This is a genomic window from Actinacidiphila bryophytorum (genome assembly GCF_016916835.1).
GTDB classification, from domain to species: Bacteria; Actinomycetota; Actinomycetes; order Streptomycetales; family Streptomycetaceae; genus Actinacidiphila; species Actinacidiphila bryophytorum.
Genome location: NZ_JAFFIX010000011.1, coordinates 133,882 through 154,821, shown reverse-complemented (window position 1 = coordinate 154,821; position 20,940 = coordinate 133,882). Strand labels below are relative to the sequence as shown.

19 protein-coding genes are annotated in these 20,940 nt (G+C 73.3%); 13 read left to right on the top strand and 6 right to left on the bottom strand.

The genetic code is table 11. The features are described from left to right. Positions 1-7: 7 nt before the first annotated feature. Complete coding sequence (locus tag JT723_RS18380) at positions 8-616, top strand: hypothetical protein (RefSeq protein ID WP_205045755.1); 609 nt, start codon at positions 8-10, stop codon at positions 614-616. A 42-nt stretch (positions 617-658) separates the two neighbouring features. On the opposite strand, the gene JT723_RS18375 is transcribed toward JT723_RS18380, so the two are convergent. Next, a complete protein-coding gene (locus JT723_RS18375) occupies positions 659-3,310 on the bottom strand; it encodes an AAA family ATPase (protein WP_205045754.1) in 2,652 nt (883 codons plus the stop codon). Between the two features lie 35 nt (positions 3,311-3,345). After that, entirely contained in the window at positions 3,346-4,326 is a 981-nt protein-coding gene (locus JT723_RS18370; protein WP_205045753.1) for an aldo/keto reductase, read from the bottom strand. A 129-nt stretch (positions 4,327-4,455) separates the two neighbouring features. On the opposite strand from JT723_RS18370, the gene JT723_RS18365 reads away from it, so the two are divergent. Next, complete coding sequence (locus JT723_RS18365) at positions 4,456-5,505, top strand: LLM class F420-dependent oxidoreductase (protein WP_205045752.1); 1,050 nt, start codon at positions 4,456-4,458, stop codon at positions 5,503-5,505. Positions 5,506-5,526: 21 nt separating this feature from the next. On the opposite strand, the gene JT723_RS18360 is transcribed toward JT723_RS18365, so the two are convergent. Beyond that, on the bottom strand, positions 5,527-6,138 hold the full coding sequence (locus JT723_RS18360) for a hypothetical protein (protein ID WP_205045847.1): 612 nt from the start codon (positions 6,136-6,138) through the stop codon (positions 5,527-5,529). 224 nt (positions 6,139-6,362) lie between these two features. Between JT723_RS18360 and JT723_RS18355 the strand changes: the two genes are divergently transcribed. The 4 genes from JT723_RS18355 (at position 6,363) to mshC (ending at position 9,878) form a co-directional block, all read left to right on the top strand. Continuing rightward, entirely contained in the window at positions 6,363-7,064 is a 702-nt protein-coding gene (locus JT723_RS18355) for a histidine phosphatase family protein (RefSeq protein WP_205045751.1), read from the top strand. A gap of 109 nt (positions 7,065-7,173) precedes the next feature. Further along, the gene (locus JT723_RS18350) at positions 7,174-7,764 is read left to right on the top strand and encodes a DUF3090 domain-containing protein (RefSeq protein WP_205045750.1); all 591 of its coding nucleotides are present in this window, start codon (positions 7,174-7,176) and stop codon (positions 7,762-7,764) included. Beyond that, positions 7,728-8,549 carry an SCO1664 family protein gene (locus tag JT723_RS18345; RefSeq protein WP_205045749.1) on the top strand — a complete coding sequence of 274 codons (822 nt, stop codon included), beginning with the start codon at positions 7,728-7,730 and terminating at the stop codon, positions 8,547-8,549. The genes JT723_RS18350 and JT723_RS18345 overlap by 37 nt, the downstream gene beginning before the upstream one ends. A 99-nt stretch (positions 8,550-8,648) precedes the next feature. Further along, complete coding sequence (gene mshC, locus JT723_RS18340) at positions 8,649-9,878, top strand: cysteine--1-D-myo-inosityl 2-amino-2-deoxy-alpha-D-glucopyranoside ligase (protein ID WP_205045748.1); 1,230 nt, start codon at positions 8,649-8,651, stop codon at positions 9,876-9,878. 150 nt (positions 9,879-10,028) lie between these two features. Here mshC and JT723_RS18335 read toward each other — a convergent pair whose 3' ends face one another. Beyond that, positions 10,029-10,289 (bottom strand): helix-turn-helix domain-containing protein, encoded by a 261-nt coding sequence (locus tag JT723_RS18335; protein WP_205045747.1) that lies wholly within the window; start codon positions 10,287-10,289, stop codon positions 10,029-10,031. Positions 10,290-10,622: 333 nt separating this feature from the next. Between JT723_RS18335 and JT723_RS18330 the strand changes: the two genes are divergently transcribed. Further along, on the top strand, positions 10,623-11,603 hold the full coding sequence (locus JT723_RS18330) for an AraC-like ligand-binding domain-containing protein (RefSeq protein ID WP_240165799.1): 981 nt from the start codon (positions 10,623-10,625) through the stop codon (positions 11,601-11,603). A gap of 219 nt (positions 11,604-11,822) precedes the next feature. Here the strand turns inward: JT723_RS18330 and JT723_RS18325 are convergent, their stop codons facing one another. Both JT723_RS18325 and JT723_RS18320 read right to left on the bottom strand, forming a co-directional pair. Continuing rightward, positions 11,823-12,842, bottom strand: a complete 1,020-nt coding sequence (locus JT723_RS18325) for a PAC2 family protein (protein ID WP_205045746.1) — start codon at positions 12,840-12,842, stop codon at positions 11,823-11,825. 86 nt (positions 12,843-12,928) lie between these two features. After that, positions 12,929-13,966: a glycoside hydrolase family 18 protein gene (locus JT723_RS18320; RefSeq protein WP_205045745.1), complete on the bottom strand. Its 1,038-nt coding sequence runs from the start codon at positions 13,964-13,966 to the stop codon at positions 12,929-12,931. A gap of 108 nt (positions 13,967-14,074) precedes the next feature. Here JT723_RS18320 and JT723_RS18315 point away from each other — a divergent pair, with 108 nt between their 5' ends. From JT723_RS18315 to JT723_RS18290, 6 genes are all read left to right on the top strand, one after another. Beyond that, a complete protein-coding gene (locus JT723_RS18315) occupies positions 14,075-15,391 on the top strand; it encodes an L-fuconate dehydratase (RefSeq protein ID WP_205045744.1) in 1,317 nt (438 codons plus the stop codon). Beyond that, on the top strand, positions 15,388-16,176 hold the full coding sequence (locus JT723_RS18310; RefSeq protein ID WP_205045743.1) for an SDR family NAD(P)-dependent oxidoreductase: 789 nt from the start codon (positions 15,388-15,390) through the stop codon (positions 16,174-16,176). The genes JT723_RS18315 and JT723_RS18310 overlap by 4 nt, the downstream gene beginning before the upstream one ends. Before the next feature lie 91 nt (positions 16,177-16,267). Next, entirely contained in the window at positions 16,268-17,305 is a 1,038-nt protein-coding gene (locus JT723_RS18305; protein WP_205045742.1) for a sugar ABC transporter substrate-binding protein, read from the top strand. A gap of 6 nt (positions 17,306-17,311) precedes the next feature. Further along, the gene (locus JT723_RS18300) at positions 17,312-18,871 is read left to right on the top strand and encodes a sugar ABC transporter ATP-binding protein (RefSeq protein WP_205045741.1); all 1,560 of its coding nucleotides are present in this window, start codon (positions 17,312-17,314) and stop codon (positions 18,869-18,871) included. Continuing rightward, the gene (locus JT723_RS18295) at positions 18,868-19,905 is read left to right on the top strand and encodes an ABC transporter permease (protein ID WP_205045740.1); all 1,038 of its coding nucleotides are present in this window, start codon (positions 18,868-18,870) and stop codon (positions 19,903-19,905) included. Before JT723_RS18300 ends, JT723_RS18295 begins: the two co-directional genes overlap by 4 nt. A 44-nt stretch (positions 19,906-19,949) precedes the next feature. Next, entirely contained in the window at positions 19,950-20,939 is a 990-nt protein-coding gene (locus JT723_RS18290) for an aldo/keto reductase (protein ID WP_205045739.1), read from the top strand. Position 20,940: the final 1 nt, after the last annotated feature.

Sequence of the window (20,940 nt, the reverse complement as noted above, 5' to 3'; positions counted from 1 at the left end):
CTGCCTCATGTCTGATGACGTGCAGCCCACGGCGGCCGAGGTCCGTGCCGCAGTCGAGGCGGTCAAGGCCGCGCTCGACCGGCATCTCGACGCGATCGAGAAGCGCAGCGGCGAGGACGACCCCGCCGTTCACGAGGCGTTCGAGGCGCTTGCCGAGGCCGCCGAGTCGTATGACGAGTTGCTGTACGAGGCCTACGACGAGGTGACCCCGCTCGAAGTGCCCACCGGCGGTGCCATGCCGGAGTACGAGGGGCCCGAGGAGCCGGAGGCGATCAGCGTGCTGATCCGCCGCGACTACACGATCGTGGCCCCCGACCGGCTCTACTCGCAGGCCAGGCACGCCAGCGAGGACACCGACGGGTCGGCGACCGCGACCGTCAACGCGGCGCTGGGGGTGATCTTCGGGGAGTACGAACCCGACGAGATCGCCCAGCGGCACAAGGACTTCGGCTTCGAGGAGGGCGACTCCACGGTGTGGGTCTCGGCGGTGGAACCGGCCGAACCAGGGGAGTGGCTCGAAGCGCCCTTCGACCAGGCCGACCCGCACCTGGTGGTGTGCCGTTTCGACGTCAGCGCCGTCTTCGACGACGAGTTGAGCGCGCTCGACCCCGAATGACCGCCGTCCGGCCCCGGGGTTCCCGCCCCGGGGCCGGACGCCCTACTCGGCGGTCAGCTCGCGCAGCGCGGAGACCAGCCGGGTCGTGCGCTCCGCCGCGGGCGGTCCCGCCACGGCCTGCGCCAGGCGCTGTTCCGCGCCCTGGACGACCGACAGGTGGCGCTCGCCGCGGCCGAAGGCGGTGTAGACCCAGGAGCGGGTCAGCAGCGGCCCCGCGTCGCCGGGGACGACCACCACCGCGGCGGGCCAGCGCATGCCGGCCGCCTGATGGCCGGTCACCGCCCACCCGTGCCGTACGGTCGCCGCGACGTCCTCGCGGGGGACCAGGACCGGTCCCCGCTCGCAGTCCAGCCGCAGCCCTTCCGGCTCGGCGCCGGCCACCGTGCCGGGCAGCGTACGGCCGGGCAGCGGTACGTACACGACGCGGTCGCCGGGGTCGAAGCCGCCGAAACGGCCGGGGCCGGGGTTCAGGCGCTCTTTCAGGGCCGCGTTGAGCGCCCGGGTGCCGACCGGGCCGCCGTGCCCTGTCGTGACGACCTGGACCTGCGCGCCCTCGACGCCGAAAGCCCGCGGCACGGAGTCGGCGACCAGCTGCACGGTGCGGTGCACGGCCTCCCGCGGGTCGCGCACCGGGACCACCACGACCTCCTTGTCCGGCGCCTCCACGGGGGTCAGCTCGCCCTCGCCGACGCAGGACACCAGCTCGCCGATCGGACCCGGGTCCGGGGTGCGCGACACCACCCGCGGGCACACGCGGGCCGCGAGCAGGTCGGCGAAGACCCGGCCGGCCCCGGCCGACCACAGGGCGTGCGGGTCGCCGCTGAGCACCAGCCGGGCGCCGTCGGGCACCGACTCCACCAGCGTCGTCGCCTCCTCGACGGACAGCTGCGGTGCGTCCAGCACGGCGAGCACGTCGAGGTCCAGCGTGCCGTCCGGGGCACGCCCGGGACCCTCGGCGCCCGACAGCAGGCCGTCCACCGTCACGGCCGCGTCCTCGCCCAGCACGGCGGCGAGCCGGCGGCGGCCGTTCTCGGTGTACGCCGCCGCATACCCGCGCAGACCCGCCTCGCGCACTGCGGCCACCAGGGCGGCGGGTTCTGCGCGGGCCGCCTCGCCGCCGGAGTGCACCACCAGGCCGCTGCCCGCCGCGGCTCCGATCAGCTCGGCGGCCGACGGGGACGGGGCCGCGGCCTGCGCCCACTCCGGTTCGCCGGTGTCCTCAAGGGACCGCAGCAGGCGGAAGAAGCCCTCCGCGAGGCTTTCCTCGGCCATGGCGTAACGGTCGAGGCCGAGCAGCACAGGGGCCTCGCCCTCGCCCTCCTCGTCGCCTTCGCGGAAGACCAGCACCTGGCCGTCGGCGACGGCGGCGCCGACCGCCGCCTCGGGGTCGGGCAGCGCGTAGCCGCGCAGGGCCGTGTACAGGTCGGCGGGCGCCAGTGCGGTGTGGCCGCGCAGGGCGGCGTCCTCCAGCACCCGGGCGACCAGCGCCCGCGCCCGCCGCTCGTCCCCCGGCCCGCACGCGTCACCGAGCAGCCCGCGCGCGAACGCGTCCCCCTGCTCCACCCGCACCCCGCCGACCCCGAGCACCAGCCAGGGATCCCCCCGCAACTCCCCCCCGGCCCCCTCCCCGAGCACCCGCACCACGTCCCCGGCCAACTCCGCCGGAGCCCCGCCCTCGACCAACACGGCCGCCGCGGCCTCGACGGCCCGCGCATCCAGTGCCCCCCGCCCCGGAACCCCGGCGGCCCCACCCACCGAGCCCGCGACCTGCCCGGCGCGGGTGCCTGCGGTGCCGGGCGGTTGGGCGGTGGCACCGGCCCGGGGGGCTGGGGTGTCCGCGCCCGTGCCTGGTTGCCCGGCGGCTCCGCCCGCCGGGCCTGGGACCTGCCCGGCGTGGGCGGCGCCGGGCAGGTGGGCGCCTGCGGCGGCTTCGTCCGCTGAGCCCAGGACCTGCTCACCGTCGCCCGTCCCGCCGGGACCACCGGCGGCTTCGCTTGCGGGGTACGGCGTCTTTCGGTCGGCCCGACGGTTGCCGCCGTCCCCGCCCGGGGTGCCGGCGGCTCCGCCTGCCCGGGCCGGGGCCTGCTCGCCCTCGGGGCGCGGTGGTGCGGCGGTCTCGCCGGGGGGCGCCGTGGCTTCGTGCGCCGAGCCTCGGACCTGCTCGCCGTCGCCCGCGTTGCTGGAGCCGTCCCCGCCTGCCGGGACCGGGGCCTGCTCGCCCCGGGCGCCTCCGGGGCGGTGGGCGGCTGCGTCCGCCCCGTCTGCGGCCGAACCCGCGCCGGGCTCGGCGGCGGCTTCGGTGGCCGGGGCAGCGGCGCGGTCGCCTGCGTCGGGGGCGGGCGCGTCGGCGCCGTCGGCGGGGGCCTCGGCCCCGTTGGCCGGCCCGGCGTCAGGGCCAGGGGAGGGCTCATCGTCGTCCGGGGCCGGGGCGGCGTCGGTGGGGGTCTCGGCCTCGTCCCCCGGACCGGCGTCGGGGGCCGGGGCGGCGTCGGTGCTGGGAGAGACCGGGGGCGGGGCGGCGCCAGGGTGGGCGGCCTCGGTGGCCTCGGCCGCCTGGAAGGCGGCGGCTTCTGCCGCCATCGCCTCGCGGCGCTTGCGGCGGGCCGCGGCCGCGTCGCCGCGGGGGGCGGGGGCCGCCGGGGACTCGCCGCGTTCGATGGAGCGGACGGCCGCCGCGAGGCCGGCGATGTCCACCGGGGGGCGGCCGGACGCGGGAGGCGGGCTGGCGTTCAGAGCGTGCTCCAGTCGTGGTCCGGGTAGCGGTGCAGCGGCGCGGAGACGTCGTCGAGCGCCTGGCAGATCTCATCCGGAAGCGTAAGGGCCTCCACTGACAGGGCCGCCGCGAGCTGCTGGGCGTTGCGCGCACCGAGCAGCGGTGCGGTCACGCCGGGCCGGTCGCGTACCCAGGCCAGTGCCACGTGCAGCGGGGACACGGCGAGTCCGTCGGCCGCTATGGCCAGCGCGTCCACGATGAGGGCGGCGGTGTCGTCGAGGTAGGGCGCGACGAAGGGCGCCATGTCCTCGGAGCCGCCGCGCGAGTCCTGCGGTGTGCCGCCGCGGTATTTGCCGGTCAGGACGCCGCGGCCGAGCGGCGACGAGGGCAGCAGCCCGACCCCGAGGTCGATCGCGGCGGGCAGCACCTCCCGTTCGACCCCGCGCTGGAGCAGCGAGTACTCCATCTGCGTGCTGGCCAGCGCGGTGCGGCCGGGCGCCGCGAGCTGCCAGGTCGCGGCCTTGGCGAGCTGCCAGCCGCAGAAGTTGGACACTCCGACGTAGCGCGCACGGCCGGAGCTGACGGCGATGTCGAGCGCCTGGAGCGTCTCGTCGAGCGGTGTGCCCGGGTCGAATGCGTGCACCTGCCACAGGTCGACGTAGTCCGTGCCGAGCCGCTGCAGGGACGCGTCCAGCGCGGCCAGCAGGTGCCCGCGGGAGGTGTCGAACCGCCGGTCGGGGTCGGGCACGCTGCCCGCCTTGGTGGCGATGACCAGGTCGGAGCGCGGCACCAGGTCCTCGATGAGCCGCCCGAGCAGGTACTCGGCGCCGCCGTCCGCGTAGACGTCGGCGGTGTCGACCAGCGAACCCCCGGCGTTCCAGAAGGTCTTGAGCTGGTCGGCGGCGTCGCGTTCGCCGGTGTTGCGCCCCCAGGTGAGCGTGCCGAGCCCGAGCCGGGACACGCGCAACCCGGTCCGGCCGAGGTGCCTATGCTCCATGGGCGCTGAGATTACTGCCCGCACCGGCCGAATGGGCGGCAGTGACGTACCCGACAGGTCCCCGTGGCGGCACCGCACGCTACAGTCCGTGGGAACACCGACGTTACCGACCAGTACAAGGGGAGCGCGATGAAGCTCGGGATCAACCTCGGCTACTGGGGTGCCGGCATGGACTCGGACAACCTGGCCGTCGCCCAGGAGGCGGACCGGCTCGGCTACTCCGTCTGCTGGGCCGCCGAGGCCTACGGTTCCGACGGCGCCACCGTGCTGTCCTGGGTGGCCGCCCAGACCGAGCGGATCGACGTCGGCTCCGCCATCTTCCAGATCCCGGCCCGCACCCCTGCGATGACCGCGATGACCGCCGCGACCCTGGACTCGCTGTCGGGCGGCCGCTTCCGGCTCGGCCTCGGCGTGTCGGGGCCGCAGGTCTCCGAGGGCTGGTACGGCGTCAAGTTCGACAAGCCGCTGTCCCGCACCCGCGAGTACGTCGAGATCGTCCGCAAGGCCATGTCCCGCGAGCGGCTGAGCTACCAGGGCGAGCACTGGACGCTGCCGCTGCCCGGCGGCCCGGGCAAGCCGATCAAGCTGACCGTGCACCCGCAGCGCGAGCACATCCCGCTCTACATCGCCGCCATCGGTCCGAAGAACCTGGAGCAGACCGGCGAGATCGCCGACGGCGCCCTGCTGATCTTCCCGTCCGCCGCGCACCTGGAGGACACCGCGCTGCGGCACCTGCGGGCGGGCCGCGAGAAGGCCGGCCTGACCCTGGACGGCTTCGACGTCTGCCCGACCCTGCCGCTCGCCCTCGGCGACGACGTCTCCGCGCTCGCCGACGTCTTCCGCCCCTACACCGCGCTGTACGTCGGCGGCATGGGCAGCCGCAAGCAGAACTTCTACAACCAGCTCGCGCAGCGCATGGGGTACGAGAAGCAGGCCGCCGAGATCCAGGACAAGTACCTGGCGGGCGACAAGGACGGCGCCGCGGCCGCCGTGCCGCAGGAACTCATCGACTCCACCTGCCTGCTGGGCTCGGTCGCCAGGATCGCCGACCGGATGCGCGAGTACGCGGCGGCCGGCGTCACCACCCTCACCCTCGCCCCGGCCGGCTTCACGCTGGAGGAGCGGGTGGCGGGCCTGCGGGCCGGCGTCGAGGCGATGGAGCTGGCAGGACTGGCCTGAGGCCCCCCCGGGGGGCGCGGGTCAGCTGGGGACGAGGCGGCCGAGCAGCCGCCCGAAGTCGATCAGCCGGGCTATCTGCCCGGCACCTCCGTCGTCCAGCGACTTGCTGAACCGGAAGGCCTCGGGCCGGAACTTCGCCGAGGCCACCGGCAGCGGCGAGTCCGGGTCGGCCTGCACCGCGCTCAGCTCGTGCGGCATCGCGGTGGCCAGCACCAGGTAGACCCCGCGGTCGATGCGCCGCCCCAGCTCGTCGTGCCCGACCAGGGTCCGCATCCCCACATGTCCGATCGAGTCCAGCGGCAGCACCTGCACCGAGGAGTCCAGGACCGTGCCGCCCGGCGCCTTGGCGTCGGCCAGCTCCTCGCTGTGCCACAGGATCAGCCGCCGGCCGTCGCACACCGCGGCCTCCTGCCACACCGAGGCGCCCGCCTCGGTCAGGTCCACCACCCGCTCCAGGGTGAAGCCGCGCACCCGGCGCCGGCCCAGCACTCCCTCGATGGCGTCCAGCGCGACGTCCGCGTGCAGGAAGTACACCTGCGCGGCGTCCTCCAGCCGACCGTAGGGGGACCAGTCGGTTCCGGCGGGGCGCGCCCCGCTCGCAGCCGGGCGGCTCCTCGTCGCCTTGCTGAACATCTCCACCCGCTTCGCGATACCGACTCCCGAGGCCCTCTCGACCCCTGCTGCACCTTACCCAGGGGGCGGTACGGCGGGACCTATGCCGGAGAGAGCGGATCGCAGGAAAATCGCAGTCGTGCCACGGGAGTTCAGCGGCCGTGGTGGGGGCTCGGGGGAATCATCCCCGCCACGGCCGTCACCCAGCACAACGGACCCGGTGCGGAAGGGTTACGGTGGCGGACATGCCCACCGCGATCCTTGTCCGGCACGGCCGGTCCACCGCCAACGCCGAGGGAGTGCTGGCCGGCTGGAGCCCCGGCGTCGCGCTCGACGACGCCGGCCGCGCACAGGCCGCAGCCCTCGCCGCCCGGCTGGCCGCCCTGCCGCTGGCCGCCGTCGTCAGCAGCCCGCTGCAGCGCTGCCAGGAGACCGTACGCCCGCTGCTCGACACACGCGCCGGGCTGCCGCTGCACACCGACGACCGGATCGGCGAGTGCCACTACGGCGACTGGACCGGGCGCAAGCTCGCGGAGCTGGCCGACGAGCCGCTGTGGGCGACCGTGCAGCGGCACCCCTCCGCCGCGGTCTTCCCCGGCGAGAACGGCGAGTCGCTGCGCGCCATGCAGGCCCGCGCGGTCGACGCGGTCCGCGACTGGAACAGCAGGATCGAGGCGGAGCACGGCCCCGACGCGCTGTACGTGCTGTGCTCGCACGGCGACATCATCAAGTCGCTGGCCGCCGACGCGCTGGGCATGCACCTGGACCTCTTCCAGCGGATCAGCACCGACCCGTGCTCGGTCACCGTCATCCGCTACACCCCGCACCGCCCGTTCCTGCTGCGGCTCGGCGACACCGGCGACCTGTCGGCGCTCGCCCCGCCGCCCGCACCGCCCGAGGGCGCCACCGACGACGCGGTGGTGGGCGGCTCCACCGGCGCCCCGTGATCAGCTTCCGCAGTAGGGTGGTGGCCACACCGCTTCGACGGTGACGGCGACACCGCACAGCACGGACACGCGCACCACAGACACCACAGCCGAGCAAACGGAGCAGGACGTGCCCCGCCAGGTCTTCTTCTACGAGCACCCGGACCGTTTCGTGGCCGGGACGGTCGGCCAGCCGGGCCAGCGTACGTTCTTCCTGCAGGCCACAGCGTCCGGCAGGACCACCAGTGTGGCGCTGGAGAAGACCCAGGTGGCCGCGCTGGCCGAGCGGATCGACGAGCTGCTGGACGAGGTGGTGCGGCGCAGCGGCGGCAATGCCCCGGTGCCCGCCGTCGCCCCCACCGAGCTGCACGACACCGCGCCCCTCGACGTACCGGTCGAGGAGGAGTTCCGCGTCGGCACCATGGCCCTGGCCTGGGACGGCGCACACGACCGCATGGTCATCGAGGCGCAGGCGCTGGTCGAGCTGTCCGGCGAGGACGAGGACGACCTGGAGGCGGCCGAGGAGGAGATGCTCCAGGACGACGAGAACGGGCCGCCGCTGCTGCGGGTGCTGCTCACCGGCGCCCAGGCCCGCTCCTTCGCCAAGCGCGCGCTGGACGTGGTCTCGGCCGGCCGCCCGCCCTGCCCGCTGTGCAGCCTCCCCCTGGATCCGGAAGGACACGTATGCCCGCGTCAGAACGGGTACCGGAGGTCGGCCTGAGCGCCGCCGCCGCGGCGCTGACCGAAGGCGAGCTGACCGTACGCGGCCGGGTCCAGGGCGCGTCCAACGCCGTGCTGTACTGCGAGACCGAGCACGACGGCGGCACCCTGGCCTGCGTGTACAAGCCCGTCGCGGGGGAGCGCCCGCTGTGGGACTTCCCCGACGGCACCCTCGCCCAGCGCGAGGTCGCCGCCTACCTGGTCTCCGAGGCCACCGGATGGGGCCTGGTGCCGCCCACCGTGCTGCGGGACGGCCCGTACGGCGAGGGCATGGTCCAGCTGTGGATCGAGGCCGTGCAGGACGAGGAGACCGCGCTGCTCGCCCTGATCGAGGAGGACGAGCCGGGGCCGGGCTGGAAGGCCGTCGTCGAGGCCGAGGTCGCCGAGGGGCGCACCGCCCTGCTGGTGCACGCCGACGACGACCGGCTGCGCCGCCTCGCGGTGTTCGACGCGGTCGTCAACAACGCCGACCGCAAGGGCGGCCACCTGCTGCCGGCCCCCGGCGGGCGGCTCTACGGCATCGACCACGGCGTGACCTTCCACACCGAGGACAAGCTGCGCACCCTGCTGTGGGGCTGGGCGGGCGAGCCGCTGCCCGCCGAGGCCCTCGCGGTGCTCAAGGGGCTCGGTACGGCGCTGGAAGGGGAGCTGGGCGAGCAGCTGGGGGCGCTGATCACGGCCGCGGAGACCGACGCGGTCAGGGCCAGGGTCGGCCGGCTGCTGGAGACCGGTGTGCACCCGCTGCCGAGCGGGAACTGGCCCTCCATACCATGGCCCCCGGTCTGAGCACCCGGCGGCCGGCCGCGGCGGCCCGCCCGGCGCCTGCCGGGGCGAACGCGCTGCTCCCGGTCGTTTGACCCGGAGCCACCCGGTTAATCTCATGACATGCATGCCTGGCCAGCTTCCGACGTCCCTGCCCTTCCCGGCACTGGACGCGCACTCCGTCTCCACGACTCCGCGACCGACGGCCTGGTGGCCGTCGAGCCCGGACCGGTCGCCCGCCTCTACGTCTGCGGGATCACTCCCTACGACGCCACCCATCTGGGGCACGCGGCCACCTACAACGCGTTCGACCTCGTCCAGCGCGTGTGGCTCGACACGAAGCACCAGGTCCACTACGTGCAGAACGTCACCGACGTCGACGATCCGCTGCTGGAGCGCGCCGCCGCCACCGGCGAGGACTGGACCGCGCTCGCCGAGCGCGAGACCGCGCTCTTCCGCGAGGACATGACCGCCCTGCGGATGCTGCCGCCCGCCCACTACATCGGCGCCGTCGAGGCCATCCCCGGCATCGTGCCGCTCATCGAACGGCTCAGGCAGTCGGGCGCGGCCTACGAGCTGGACGGCGACACCTACTTCGCCGTCGAGTCCGACCCGCACTTCGGCGGCGTCTCGCGCTACGACGCCGCCGCGATGCGGCTGCTGTCCGCCGAGCGTGGCGGCGACCCGGACCGCCCGGGCAAGAAGAACCCGCTCGACCCGATGCTGTGGATGGCCGCCCGCCCGGGCGAGCCGAGCTGGGACGGCGCCTCGCTGGGCGCGGGGCGGCCCGGCTGGCACATCGAGTGCGTCGCCATCGCGCTCGACCACCTCGGCATGGGCTTCGACGTCCAGGGCGGCGGCTCCGACCTGGTCTTCCCGCACCACGAGATGGGCGCCTCGCACGCCCAGGCGCTCACCGGCGAGTTCCCCTACGCCAAGGCGTACGTGCACGCCGGGATGGTGGCGCTGCACGGCGAGAAGATGTCGAAGTCCAAGGGCAACCTGGTCTTCGTCTCCACGCTGCGCCGCGAGGGCGTCGCGCCCGCCGCCATCCGGCTGGCGCTGCTCGCCCACCACTACCGGTCGGACTGGGAGTGGACCGACGCCGTACTGGACGAGGCACTGGCCCGGCTGGGCCGCTGGCAGGCCGCGGTCTCCCGCCCCGACGGCCCGCCCGCCGACGCGCTGGTCGAGGAGATCCGCACGGCTCTCGCCGACGATCTGGACGCCCCGCGCGCCCTCGCCGCGGTGGACCGCTGGGCGGCGGCGCAGGAGGCGGACGGCGGCACCGACACCGGCGCGCCCGGGCTGGTCTCGCGGGCCGTGGACGCCCTGCTCGGCGTGGCCCTCTGAGGCTGCCCCGCACATCGGAAAGGCGGTCGCCGCGCACACGCGGTGACCGCCTTTCCGTCCCCCCTCCCCGGGTCGATTCCGGAAGCCCGGATTCCCCCCCGGCATCCGGAATTCCCCCGCTCCCGAGGAATCCTCAGGCCTGCTGCCGGCTCACCTCTGCAAGCCGGTCAGCTCCCTGGCGTGTGCGGTGACCGCACCGTCCTGGCCGGCCAGTAAATTGAGTTCCGCCACCTTGAGCCCCAGCGCGAATCGCCCGGAAACGCCGAGGCTGTCCATCATGTGACAGATACGCCGCTGGATCGTGCGATGTCCGCGCGAGAGCCTTCTTCCAATCGTCGCGTCGGAAAGTCCGTCGCGCATGAGAGCAAGAATTCGGAAATCCACGTCGTCCATGCGTTCGTCGATTGCCATAATCCCCCCCCGGGGAAAACGTTCCAAGGAATGAACCGTCTTATGGTAACTCGCGGCGGCAGCCGGGCGACAGCGTAAAAGAGCAGCCGGTGTGACGCCGGGGACACGGCGGTCCGCGGTGGTGTGTTTTCGTCACGTCTGCTCCCAGCTGCCCGGTCTGTCGAGCGGAATGCCCGCCGCCGCCCGACCCCTTGAGAGTGGCAGGCCTTTGTACAGTGGCGTTGGCACCGAGTGCACAGGACTTTGACGATCCGTGGCCGGGTGCCGGCGGCGACGGCCGGGCGGGGTGCCCGCGCCGGGGGGCGAGTGCGGGGGACGACCGGAGGGCGCAGCATGATCAGGACGGTGTTCCGCAGCGACGACCTCCCACCCGAGGAGCGGCTGCCGCGCTTCGACGAACTGCAGGCCACCAGCGTCCACCCGATGCGGGTGCGCAGCGACGAGCCGAACGACTTCCGCGCCACGGCACGGGAGTTGGAGCTGAGGTCGGTCAACGTGGTCGAGCTGACCAGCTCCTCGGCGGAGGTGTGGCGCACCGCGAAGCTGGTCCGGGCCGGCGACCCGGGGCTGTTCTCCGTGGTCTTCTCCCGCAGCGGCGGCATCGCGCTGTCGCAGCGGGGCCGCGAAGCGGTGCTCGGCGCCGACGACTTCGCCGTCTACGACAGCTCCCAGCCCTTCGACCTGCGCATCACGGCGGCCGAGGGCGCCACCACGACGCTCACCCGTATCCATGTGCCGCGCAGCCTGCTGGTGCTGCCGCAGAACAAGGTCGACCAGATCCTCGCGGTGCCGCTGCCGACCCGGCAGGGACTCGGGGCGCTGCTCACCCAGTTCTTCACCACGCTGACCGCCGACACCTCGCCCTACGGGCCTGCCGACATCCCGCGGCTGGGCAATGTGGCCGTCGAGCTGCTCACCTCGACGCTGGCCCACCACATCGACGCGGTGCGCGAGCCGGCCCCCGAGTCGCAGGGCGAGCTGCTGCACCTGCGGGTGCTGGCCTTCATCCGGGAGCACCTGCACGACCCGCAGCTGACGCCCGGCGTCATCGCCGCGGCCCACCACATCTCGGTCAGCTACCTGCACCGGATCTTCCAGGCGCAGGAGACCACCGTCTCGGCCTGGATCCGCCGCGAGCGGCTGGAAAGCGCCCGCCGCGAACTGGGCCAGCCCGCGCTGCGGGCGGTCCCCGTCCACCGGATCGCGACGCGCTGGGGCTTCAACGACCACGCCACCTTCACGCGCGCCTTCCGCGCCGCCTACGACATCCCGCCCAAGGACTACCGGCACCACGCCCTGGGGCCGCGCCACTAGGCCGTGTTTTGGAAGTCCCGCCTGCCCCGCGACGCCTGGCACGCACGCTCGCTGCGTTGTCGGAGTCGTCCGAGTAGGCCCACTACGAGGACGACCCTCCGCCTTGCGATCGCACGCACCAGACGCCGCGCGGCCCGCCCTGTGGGCGGACGGCCCTACTTCCAAAACACGGCCTGGCGCACGGGTCCCGGGGGAGTCCAGGGAGCCGGGGAGGGAGCCTCAGGAGGTGCCGTCCTCGCCCTGCTCCCCGCCGTCCTCGCCGTCGGCGCCGCCCTCCGTGTCCTCGGCTGAGTCCTTCTCGCCGGGGCGCGGCTGCCGGCCGAGGTCCCGGAACTGCGGTACGCCGTCGCCCCCGCCGCTCGCATAGCCGCCAGGGGTGCTGCCCGAGCCGCCGGCCTGCGGGTCGCGGCGCCGCAGGTAGCGCTCGAACTCCTTGGCGATGGCTTCGCCCGACGCCTCGGGCAGCTCCGCGGTGTCGCGGGCTTCCTCAAGGGTCTGGACGTACTCGGCGACCTCGCTGTCCTCGGCGGCCAGCTGGTCCACGCCGACCTGCCAGGCCCGCGCGTCCTCGGGCAGCTCGCCCTGCGGGATGCGCAGGTCGAGCAGGTCCTCGAGCCGGTTGAGCAGCGCCAGGGTGGCCTTGGGGTTGGGCGGCTGGGACACGTAGTGCGGCACCGCGGCCCACAGACTGACCGCCGGGATGCCGGCGTGGGTGCACGCCTCCTGGAGGATGCCGACGATGCCGGTCGGCCCCTCGTAGCGGGACTCCTCCAGATTCAGCGCGGTCGCCAGGTCGGGGTCGGAGGTGACCCCGGTGACCGGGACCGGGCGGGTGTGCGGGGTGTCGCCGAGCAGTGCGCCGAGCACCACCACCATCTCCACGCCCAGCTCGTGTGCGAAGCCCAGGATCTCGTTGCAGAACGACCGCCAGCGCATGCTGGGTTCGATACCGCGGACCAGCACCAGGTCGCGGGGCTTGGGCGCCTGGATCCTGACCACGGAGAGCCGGGTGGTGGGCCAGGTGATCTTGCGGACGCCGTCCTCCATCCACACCGTGGGCCGGTTGACCTGGAAGTCGTAGTAGTCCTCCGCGTCCAGCGCGGCGAAGACCTCGCCCTTGAACTCCCGGTCCATGTGGCCGACGGCGGTGGAGGCTGCGTCCCCGGCGTCGTTCCAGCCCTCGAACGCGGCGACCATGACCGGATCGATCAGCTCGGGAACCCCCTCAAGCTCGATCACCCGGCGCCTCCTTCCGGCCGGCGGGGGCGGGCGGGCCGTCCCCTGACCGGCTGCTGCTGTGCTGCGTGTCTGCGTGCGCCACCAGCCTACGTGCCCCAACCCGCACGGAAGGCGGTCCAGTCGCTCTCGGTGGCGTGGAAGTCCACATAGAGCGCCATGCCGAAGCTCTCCCGGTCGCGGTCGTGCCGGGCCAGCGAGACCCGGGCGCCGCGGATGGCGGCGGCCACCGTCTCTGCGTAGCCGTGGTGGCCCATGTTCTCCGTGTGGTAGCCGGGCAGCCCGATCAGCAGCTGGGTGCCCTGCGGCGTCGCCTCCAGCGCCAGAGCGGTCTGCTGGGCGACGTAGCCGCCGAAGAGCGACGAGGTCGGCATCGAGGTGTCGTAGGCCATCACCGCGATCTGGTCGCAGCGCTTGGCGACCTGTGCGAAGTAGCCCTGCGACCACCACTTGGGGTGGCTGAAGGGCAGGTAGGACACCGCGTGCAGGTGCGGCAGGGGGTCGATCTGCGGGACGGCGACCGACAGCGGCACACCGCGGACCGCGGTGAGGGTGTGCACCGAGTCCAGTGTCTCCAGGTAGCCCGCGTCGCCGTCCGCGACCGGCTCCAGGTCCAGGTGCACGCCCTGGAAGCCGGCGCCGAGTGCCGCGTCGGCCGAGGCGCGGATGCGGTCGCGTACCGCCGGGTCCGACAGGTGCAGCCCCGCCGTGCCGCCGTGCGCGACGGTGTCGCCGAGCCAGGCCTGCACCCGCACCCCGGGGAGGACCCGGTGCATGGCGGCGATCATCCGTGCGGCTCCCGGGTAGAGGGCCGGGTCGAGGCTGCCGTCGTGCTCCAGGGGTCCTGTGTGCACATACAGGTCGTGCACCCCGGTGCCGGCCAGGTGCGCCCGCAGCCGCTCCAGGTCGGCCGGGGTGCGGCGGCCGTCCACCCAGGCGTGGCCGAGCCACACCGCGTCATGCCCGCGGCTGTGCCCTGCGGCGGCGGGATCGCCGCGGTATTCGAGCCGCAGCGCGGTCGCGGCGGCCAGGACGGCGAGCACCGAGACCACCGCCGCGGCCATCGCCGCACGTCGCACCCAGGTCAGCCATGTCAGCCCCGACACCGAAGCGAGACGTCGAGACATCCGATCTGTTATCAACAACTTCCGGTCTCCCCCTGGACGAGCACCCCCGCCCGCCGCTATACATCGGATCATCAAGAAAAGATCCGATGTCTCGCGACGGGAGTGTGCATGAGTCCGACCATTACCGAGGTCGACGTGTACGACATCCGCTTTCCGACCTCGGAGCAGCTCGACGGCTCGGACGCCATGAACCCCGACCCCGACTACTCCGCCGCCTACGTCGTGCTCCGTACGGATTCCCCCGGCGGACTGGCGGGGTACGGTCTGTGCTTCACGATCGGCCGCGGCAACGACGTCGTCGCCGCGGCGATCAGCACCCTGCGACCCTACGTCGTCGGCCGCTCGGTGGACAGTGTCACCGGCGACCTCGGCGCCTTCTACCGGCTGCTCACCCATGACTCCCAACTCCGCTGGCTCGGCCCGGAGAAGGGCGTGATGCACATGGCGGCCGGCGCGGTGGTCAACGCCGCGTGGGACCTGGCCGCACGGGAGGCGGGCCGGCCGGTCTGGGACCTGCTGGCGTCCATGAGCCCGGACCAGCTCGTCGACCTCGTCGACTTCCGCTACCTCAGCGACGCGCTGACCCGCGACGAGGCCCTCGACATCCTGCGCAGGGCCGAGCCCGGCAGGGCCGCCCGCGCCGAGGCGCTGCGCCGGGAGGGCTACCCCGCCTACACCACGGAACCCGGCTGGCTCGGCTACTCCGACGAGAAGCTGACCCGGCTGGCCAAGGAGGCGGTCGCCGCCGGCTTCGCGCAGATCAAGCTCAAGGTCGGCGCGGACCTGCAGGACGACCTGCGCAGGATGCGGCTGGCCCGCGAGGCGGTCGGCCCCGACATCCGCATCGCGGTGGACGCCAACCAGCGCTGGGACGTGGCCGACGCCGTGGAGTGGATGCACGCGCTGGCGCCGTACGACCCCTACTGGATCGAGGAGCCCACCAGCCCCGACGACGTGCTCGCGCACGCCGCGGTCCGCAAGGGGCAGCCCACCAGGGTCGCCACCGGCGAGCACGTCGCCAACCGGGTGGTCTTCAAGCAGATGCTGCAGGCCGGCGCGGTGGACTTCGTCCAGATCGACGCCGCCCGGGTCGGCGGGGTCAACGAGAACATCGCCATCCTGCTGCTGGCCGCCAAGTTCGGCGTCCCGGTCTGCCCGCACGCCGGCGGCGTCGGCCTGTGCGAGATGGTCCAGCACCTGGCGATGTTCGACTACGTCGCGGTCTCCGGCAGCCTCGACGACCGGGTGATCGAGTACGTCCCGCACCTCCACGAGCACTTCACCGACCCGGTCGTCATGGAGAACGGGCGTTACCAGGCCCCCTCCGCACCCGGATTCTCCGCCCGTATGGTGCCGGAAACACTCGCCGACTACCGGTTCCCCGAAGGCCCGGTGTGGCAGGAGCGACAGGAGAGGATCCGATGACCGGCACCACCACCCCCGCACAGGACTTCGCCGGGCTGACCGCCCTGGTCACCGGCGGCGCCTCCGGCATCGGCGCGGCCACCGCGGCCCTGCTCACCGCCCGCGGCGCCCGCGTCGCCGTCCTGGACCGCGACACCGCCGGCGCCCCCGAGGGCACCGTCCCGGTCGCCGCCGACGTCACCTCCGACAGCCAGGTGCGCGACGCGGTCGAGGCCGCCGTACGCGAACTCGGCGGCCTGCACATCCTGGTGAGCAACGCCGGCATCGGCTCCATCGGCACCGTCGAGGACAACCCCGACCAGGAGTGGGCGCGGGTGCTGGACGTCAACGTCCTCGGCATGGTCCGCGCCGCCCGCGCCGCGCTGCCCCACCTGCGCGCGGCCGCCCTGGAACGGCCCGGCTGCGCCTCGATCACCCACACCTGCTCCATCGCCGCGACCGCGGGGCTGCCACAGCGTGCCCTGTACAGCGCGAGCAAGGGCGCGGTCCTCTCGCTGACCCTGGCGATGGCCGCCGACCACGTACGCGAGGGCGTACGGGTCAACTGCGTCAACCCCGGGACCGCCGACACCCCGTGGATCGGCCGGCTGCTCGACCAGGCCGAGGACCCGGCCGCCGAGCGCGCGGCACTCGACGCCCGGCAGCCGCTGGGCCGGCTGGTCTCGGCCGACGAGGTCGCGGCGGCCATCGCCTACCTGGCGAGCCCGGCCGCGGCGAGCGTCACCGGCACCGCGCTCGCCGTGGACGGCGGAATGCAGGGCCTGCGCCTGCGTCCCGCCACCTGACCGGCCCGCACCACCGCAGCACGACCCCGCAGCACCCCGGCAGCACCTCCGTACCACCAGAGCCGACACTCTCGAAGGGCAGAACTCGACGATGAGACTGCGCAACACGACCGTCGCCGCGATTGCGGGCCTCCTCGCGGTCACCGCGCTCGCGGGCTGCAACAGAGGCAGCGACGACAAGGCCGGCACCTCCGGCAAGGTGGGCATCGACCTGCCCCGCTCCGACAGCGACTTCTGGAACTCCTACAACACCTACATAGAAAAGGGCGTCAAGGCCGGCGAGGTGTCCGCGCTGCCCCGCACCAACTCGCAGAACGACATCGGCAAGCTCGTCGCCAACGTGCAGACCTTCACCGACCAGGGCGCCAAGGCGATCGTCATGGCCCCGCAGGACACCGGCGCCATCGCGTCCACGCTGGACAAGCTGGCCGGCAAGAACATCCCGGTGATCAGCGTCGACACCCGCCCCGACAAGGGCAAGGTCTACATGGTGGTGCGCGCCGACAACAAGGCGTACGGCACCAACGCCTGCGACTACCTGGGCAAGCAGCTCGGCGGCAAGGGCAAGGTCGTGGAGTTCGAGGGGGCGCTGGACTCGATCAACGGCAGGGACCGCTCCGAGGCGTTCGCGGACTGCATGAAGACCAAGTTCCCCGCCATCAAGGTCATCGCGCTGGCCACCGACTGGAAGGGCGACGTCGCCTCGGCCAAGCTGCAGACCACGCTGGCCTCCGACCCCGACATCAACGGCATCTACATGCAGGCCGGCGGTGTCTTCCTGCAGCCGACCCTCGCCCTGCTGGAGCAGAAGCACCTGCTCAAGCCGCCCGGCACCCCCGGCCACATCACGATCATCTCCAACGACGGCATCCCCGACGAGTTCAAGGCCATCAAGGCCGGCCAGATCGACGCCACGATCTCCCAGCCCGCCGACCTCTACGCCAAGTACGCGCTGTACTACGCCAAGGCCGCCCTCGCGGGCCAGACCTTCAAGCCCGGTCCCACCGACCACGACTCCACGATCGTCAGCATCCCCAACGGCCTGGAGGACCAGCTGCCGGCCCCGCTGGTGACCAAGGACAACGTGGACGACCCCAACCTGTGGGCCAACCAGCTCGGAAAGAGCTGAGCGCACATGAGCAACGGTCAGGCCTCAACCCCGCCTCCCGCGGTGCACGCCGAGGGCGTCGTCAAGCGCTTCGGACCCACCGTCGCGCTGGACCAGGTGGGCATCACCGTGGCGGTCGGCGACTCGCACGCGCTGGTCGGCCGCAACGGTGCGGGCAAGTCCACCCTGGTGTCGGTGCTGACCGGGCTGCACGCACCCGACGCGGGCCGGGTCGCCTTCAACGGCGAACCCGCGCCCGCCCCGGGTGACACCGCCGCCTGGCAGGCCAGGGTCGCCTGCGTCTACCAGAAGTCCATGGTCGTGCCGGAACTGACGGTCGCGGAGAACCTGTTCCTCAACCGGTTCGAGCGCGGCCGGATCCGCTGGTCCCGGCTGCGCGCCGACGCCCGCGACCTGCTCGCCGAATACGGCGTCGACGTCGACCCCGCCACCCGGGCCGCCGACCTCACCGTGGAGCAGGGCCAGTTCGTGGAGATCGCCCGGGCACTGTCCTTCGGCGCCCGCTTCATCATCCTGGACGAGCCCACCGCGCAGCTCGACGCGGCAGGCATCGAGCGGCTGTTCACCAAGCTGCGCGAACTGCAGCAGCAGGGCGTCGCGTTCCTGTTCATCTCGCACCACCTGCAGGAGGTCTACGACCTGTGCAGCACCGTCACGGTCTACCGCGACGCCCGCCACATCCTCACCGCGCCCGTCGCGGAGCTGGGCAAGGCGGACCTCGTGGCGGCCATGACGGGCGAGGCGGCGCAGGCCGCGACGACCTGGCACGCCAAGTCGTCGCCCGCGCAGCAGCCGGCGGAGCCGGCGGCCGGCGACACCGTGCTGCGGGCCGAAGGGCTCGCCCTGGACGGCGTCTTCCAGCCGATCGACTTCGCGGTGCGCGCCGGTGAGGTCCTGGGCCTGGCCGGCGCCACCGCAAGCGGCAACACCGCGCTCGGCGAGACGCTGGTGGGCCTGCGCAAGGCCACCGGTGGCAGCGCCTCGGTCGACGGCAGGGGCGTACGGCCGGGCAGCGTGCCGCACGCGCTGAACGCCGGCATCGGCTACGTCCCCGAGGACCGGCACCGGCAGGGACTGGTGCTGGGCCGCAGCGTCGCGGAGAACGCCACCCTCACCGTGACCGACCAGCTCGGTCCGTACGGCACCGTCCTGCCGTCGCGGACCCGCACCTTCGCCCAGCGGATGATCGACTCGCTGGACATCAAGACCTCAGGACCCGCCCAGCCGGTCTCCGACCTGTCGGGCGGCAACCAGCAGAAGGTCGTCATCGCGCGGGCGCTGGCCCGCGACCCGCGGGTGCTGGTGGCCATCCGGCCCACCGCGGGCGTCGACGTGAAGTCCAAGGACGCGCTGCTCGGCGTCGTCCGCGGGGTCGCCGACCGGGGCGACGCGGCCGTCATCGTCTCCGACGAACTCGACGACCTGCGGGTCTGCGACCGGGTGATCGCGCTCTTCCACGGGCGGGTGATCGCCGAGTTCGGCAGCGGATGGACCGACCGGGACCTGGTCTCGGCGATGGAAGGGCTGCCCGCGGGCGCGGGCGGCGACAAGGGAGCCGAGGAATGAGTGAGACCACCCAGTTGAGCGCCGACCTGGCCGTCACCGGCACACCCAGGACCGCGGCACCGCGCTTCCAGCTCAGCCGCTACCGGGACCTGTCGCTGATCCCGGTGATCTTCGTGCTGGGCGTCATCGGCTTCATCGTGTCGCCCGTCTTCCTGACCTCGGACAACCTCATCGGCGTGCTCCAGCAGAGCAGCGAACTGAGCCTGCTGGTGCTCGCCGAGGCGATGATCCTGATATGCGGCCGGATGGACCTGTCGCTGGAGTCCACCATCGGCGTCGCGCCCGTCATCGCGATGTGGCTGGTGCTGCCCAGCAGCGGCCCCGCCACCTTCCACGGCATCGGCCTCTTCCCGACCTGGTCCTCCATCCCGGTCTGCCTGGCCGTCGGCCTGGTCATCGGCGCCGTCAACGGCTTCCTGATCCTCAAACTGCGGGTCAACGGCTTCATCGCCACGCTCGGCATGCTCACCATGCTGCGCGGCCTGCAGGACGGCGTCGCCCAGGGCAAGTCCATCGTCGCGGTCCCCGCGTCCTTCTCCTACCTCGGCAAGACCGAGTGGATGGGCGCCCCCGCCGCGGTGTGGATCTGCCTGCTGCTCTTCGTCGCCGGCGGCCTCGCCCTCGGCTACCTGCGGCACGGCCGGGCGCTGTACGCGATCGGCGGCAACACCGAGGCGGCCAGGGCCGCCGGCATCCGGGTCGACCGGATCACCTGGATCGTGCTGGCGCTCGGCGGCCTGATCGCCGCCTTCGCCGGTGTGCTCTACGCCGGACACTACGGCGCCATCTCCGCCACCCAGGGCGACGGCTGGATCTTCCAGGTCTTCGCCGCCACCGTCATCGGCGGGGTCAGCCTCAACGGCGGGCGCGGCACCCTCTTCGGCGCCCTCACCGGCGTCGTGAGCCTGCAACTCGTCGTGAACGTCACGACGCTGGGCGGTGTGCCGCCGCTGTGGGACAAGTTCCTCTACGGTGCCATCATCATCGTCGCCCTGATCATCTCCCGCTTCGCCAGCGGCGAGAAGCAGGACTGACCCGAGCCCACCGCCCCTCCCAGCGAAGCAGGAAGACACCCCGTATGCCCGTACCGGCACTGCCCCGGCTCGGCCTCGGCTGCGCGCCACTGGCCAACCTCTACCGCACCGTCACCGACGAGGAGGCGGAGGCCACCGTGGCCGCCGCCTTCGACGCCGGGCACCCCGTCACCTACCTCGACACCGCCCCGCACTACGGCCTGGGCCGCTCGGAAGAGCGGCTCGGCCGGGCGCTGGCCGGCCGGGACCGCGCCTCCTACGTGCTGTCCACCAAGGTCGGGCGGCGGCTGCGCGACCTGGAAGCGGGGGAGCTGCCGGACGGGCAGGGCTTCACCGACGTCCCCGACCGGGCCAGGGTCTGGGACTTCACCGCCGACGGCATCCGCGCCACGCTGGAGGGCTCGCTGAGCCGGCTCGGCGTGGACGCCGTCGACATCGTCTACCTGCACGACGTCGAGAACCACCTGCCCGAGGTCTACGCCACCGGCTTCCCCGCGCTCGCGGAACTGCGCGACCAGGGCATGGTCAAGGCGATCGGCTTCGGCATGAACCACAGCGACGTCCTCGCCCGGCTCGTCGCCGACCTCGACGTCGACGTCGTGCTGTGCGCGGGCCGCTGGACCCTGCTGGACCGCACCGCCCACGACGACCTGCTGCCGGTGTGCGAACGCCGCGGCACCCAGGTCGTCGTCGGCGGCGTCTACAACTCCGGGCTGCTCGCCGATCCCAGGCCCGGGGCGCACTACGACTACGCCGCCGCCCCGCAGGCACTCCTCGACCGGGCACTCGCCATGGCCGCGGTGTGCGGCGAGTTCGGCGTCCCGCTGCGGGCCGCCGCCCTGCGCTACCCCTTCGCCCACCCCAGCGTGGTCTCCGCCGTCGTCGGCGCCGCGAGCGCGGACGAAGTGCGCGACAACACCGCGATGTTCGGCCACGACATCCCCGACGCGATGTGGCACGCCCTCGTCGAACGCGGCCTGCTCGACCCCGACGTGCCGCTGCCGCTCGCGACCGGCCCCGCCGCGGGGGAGTAGC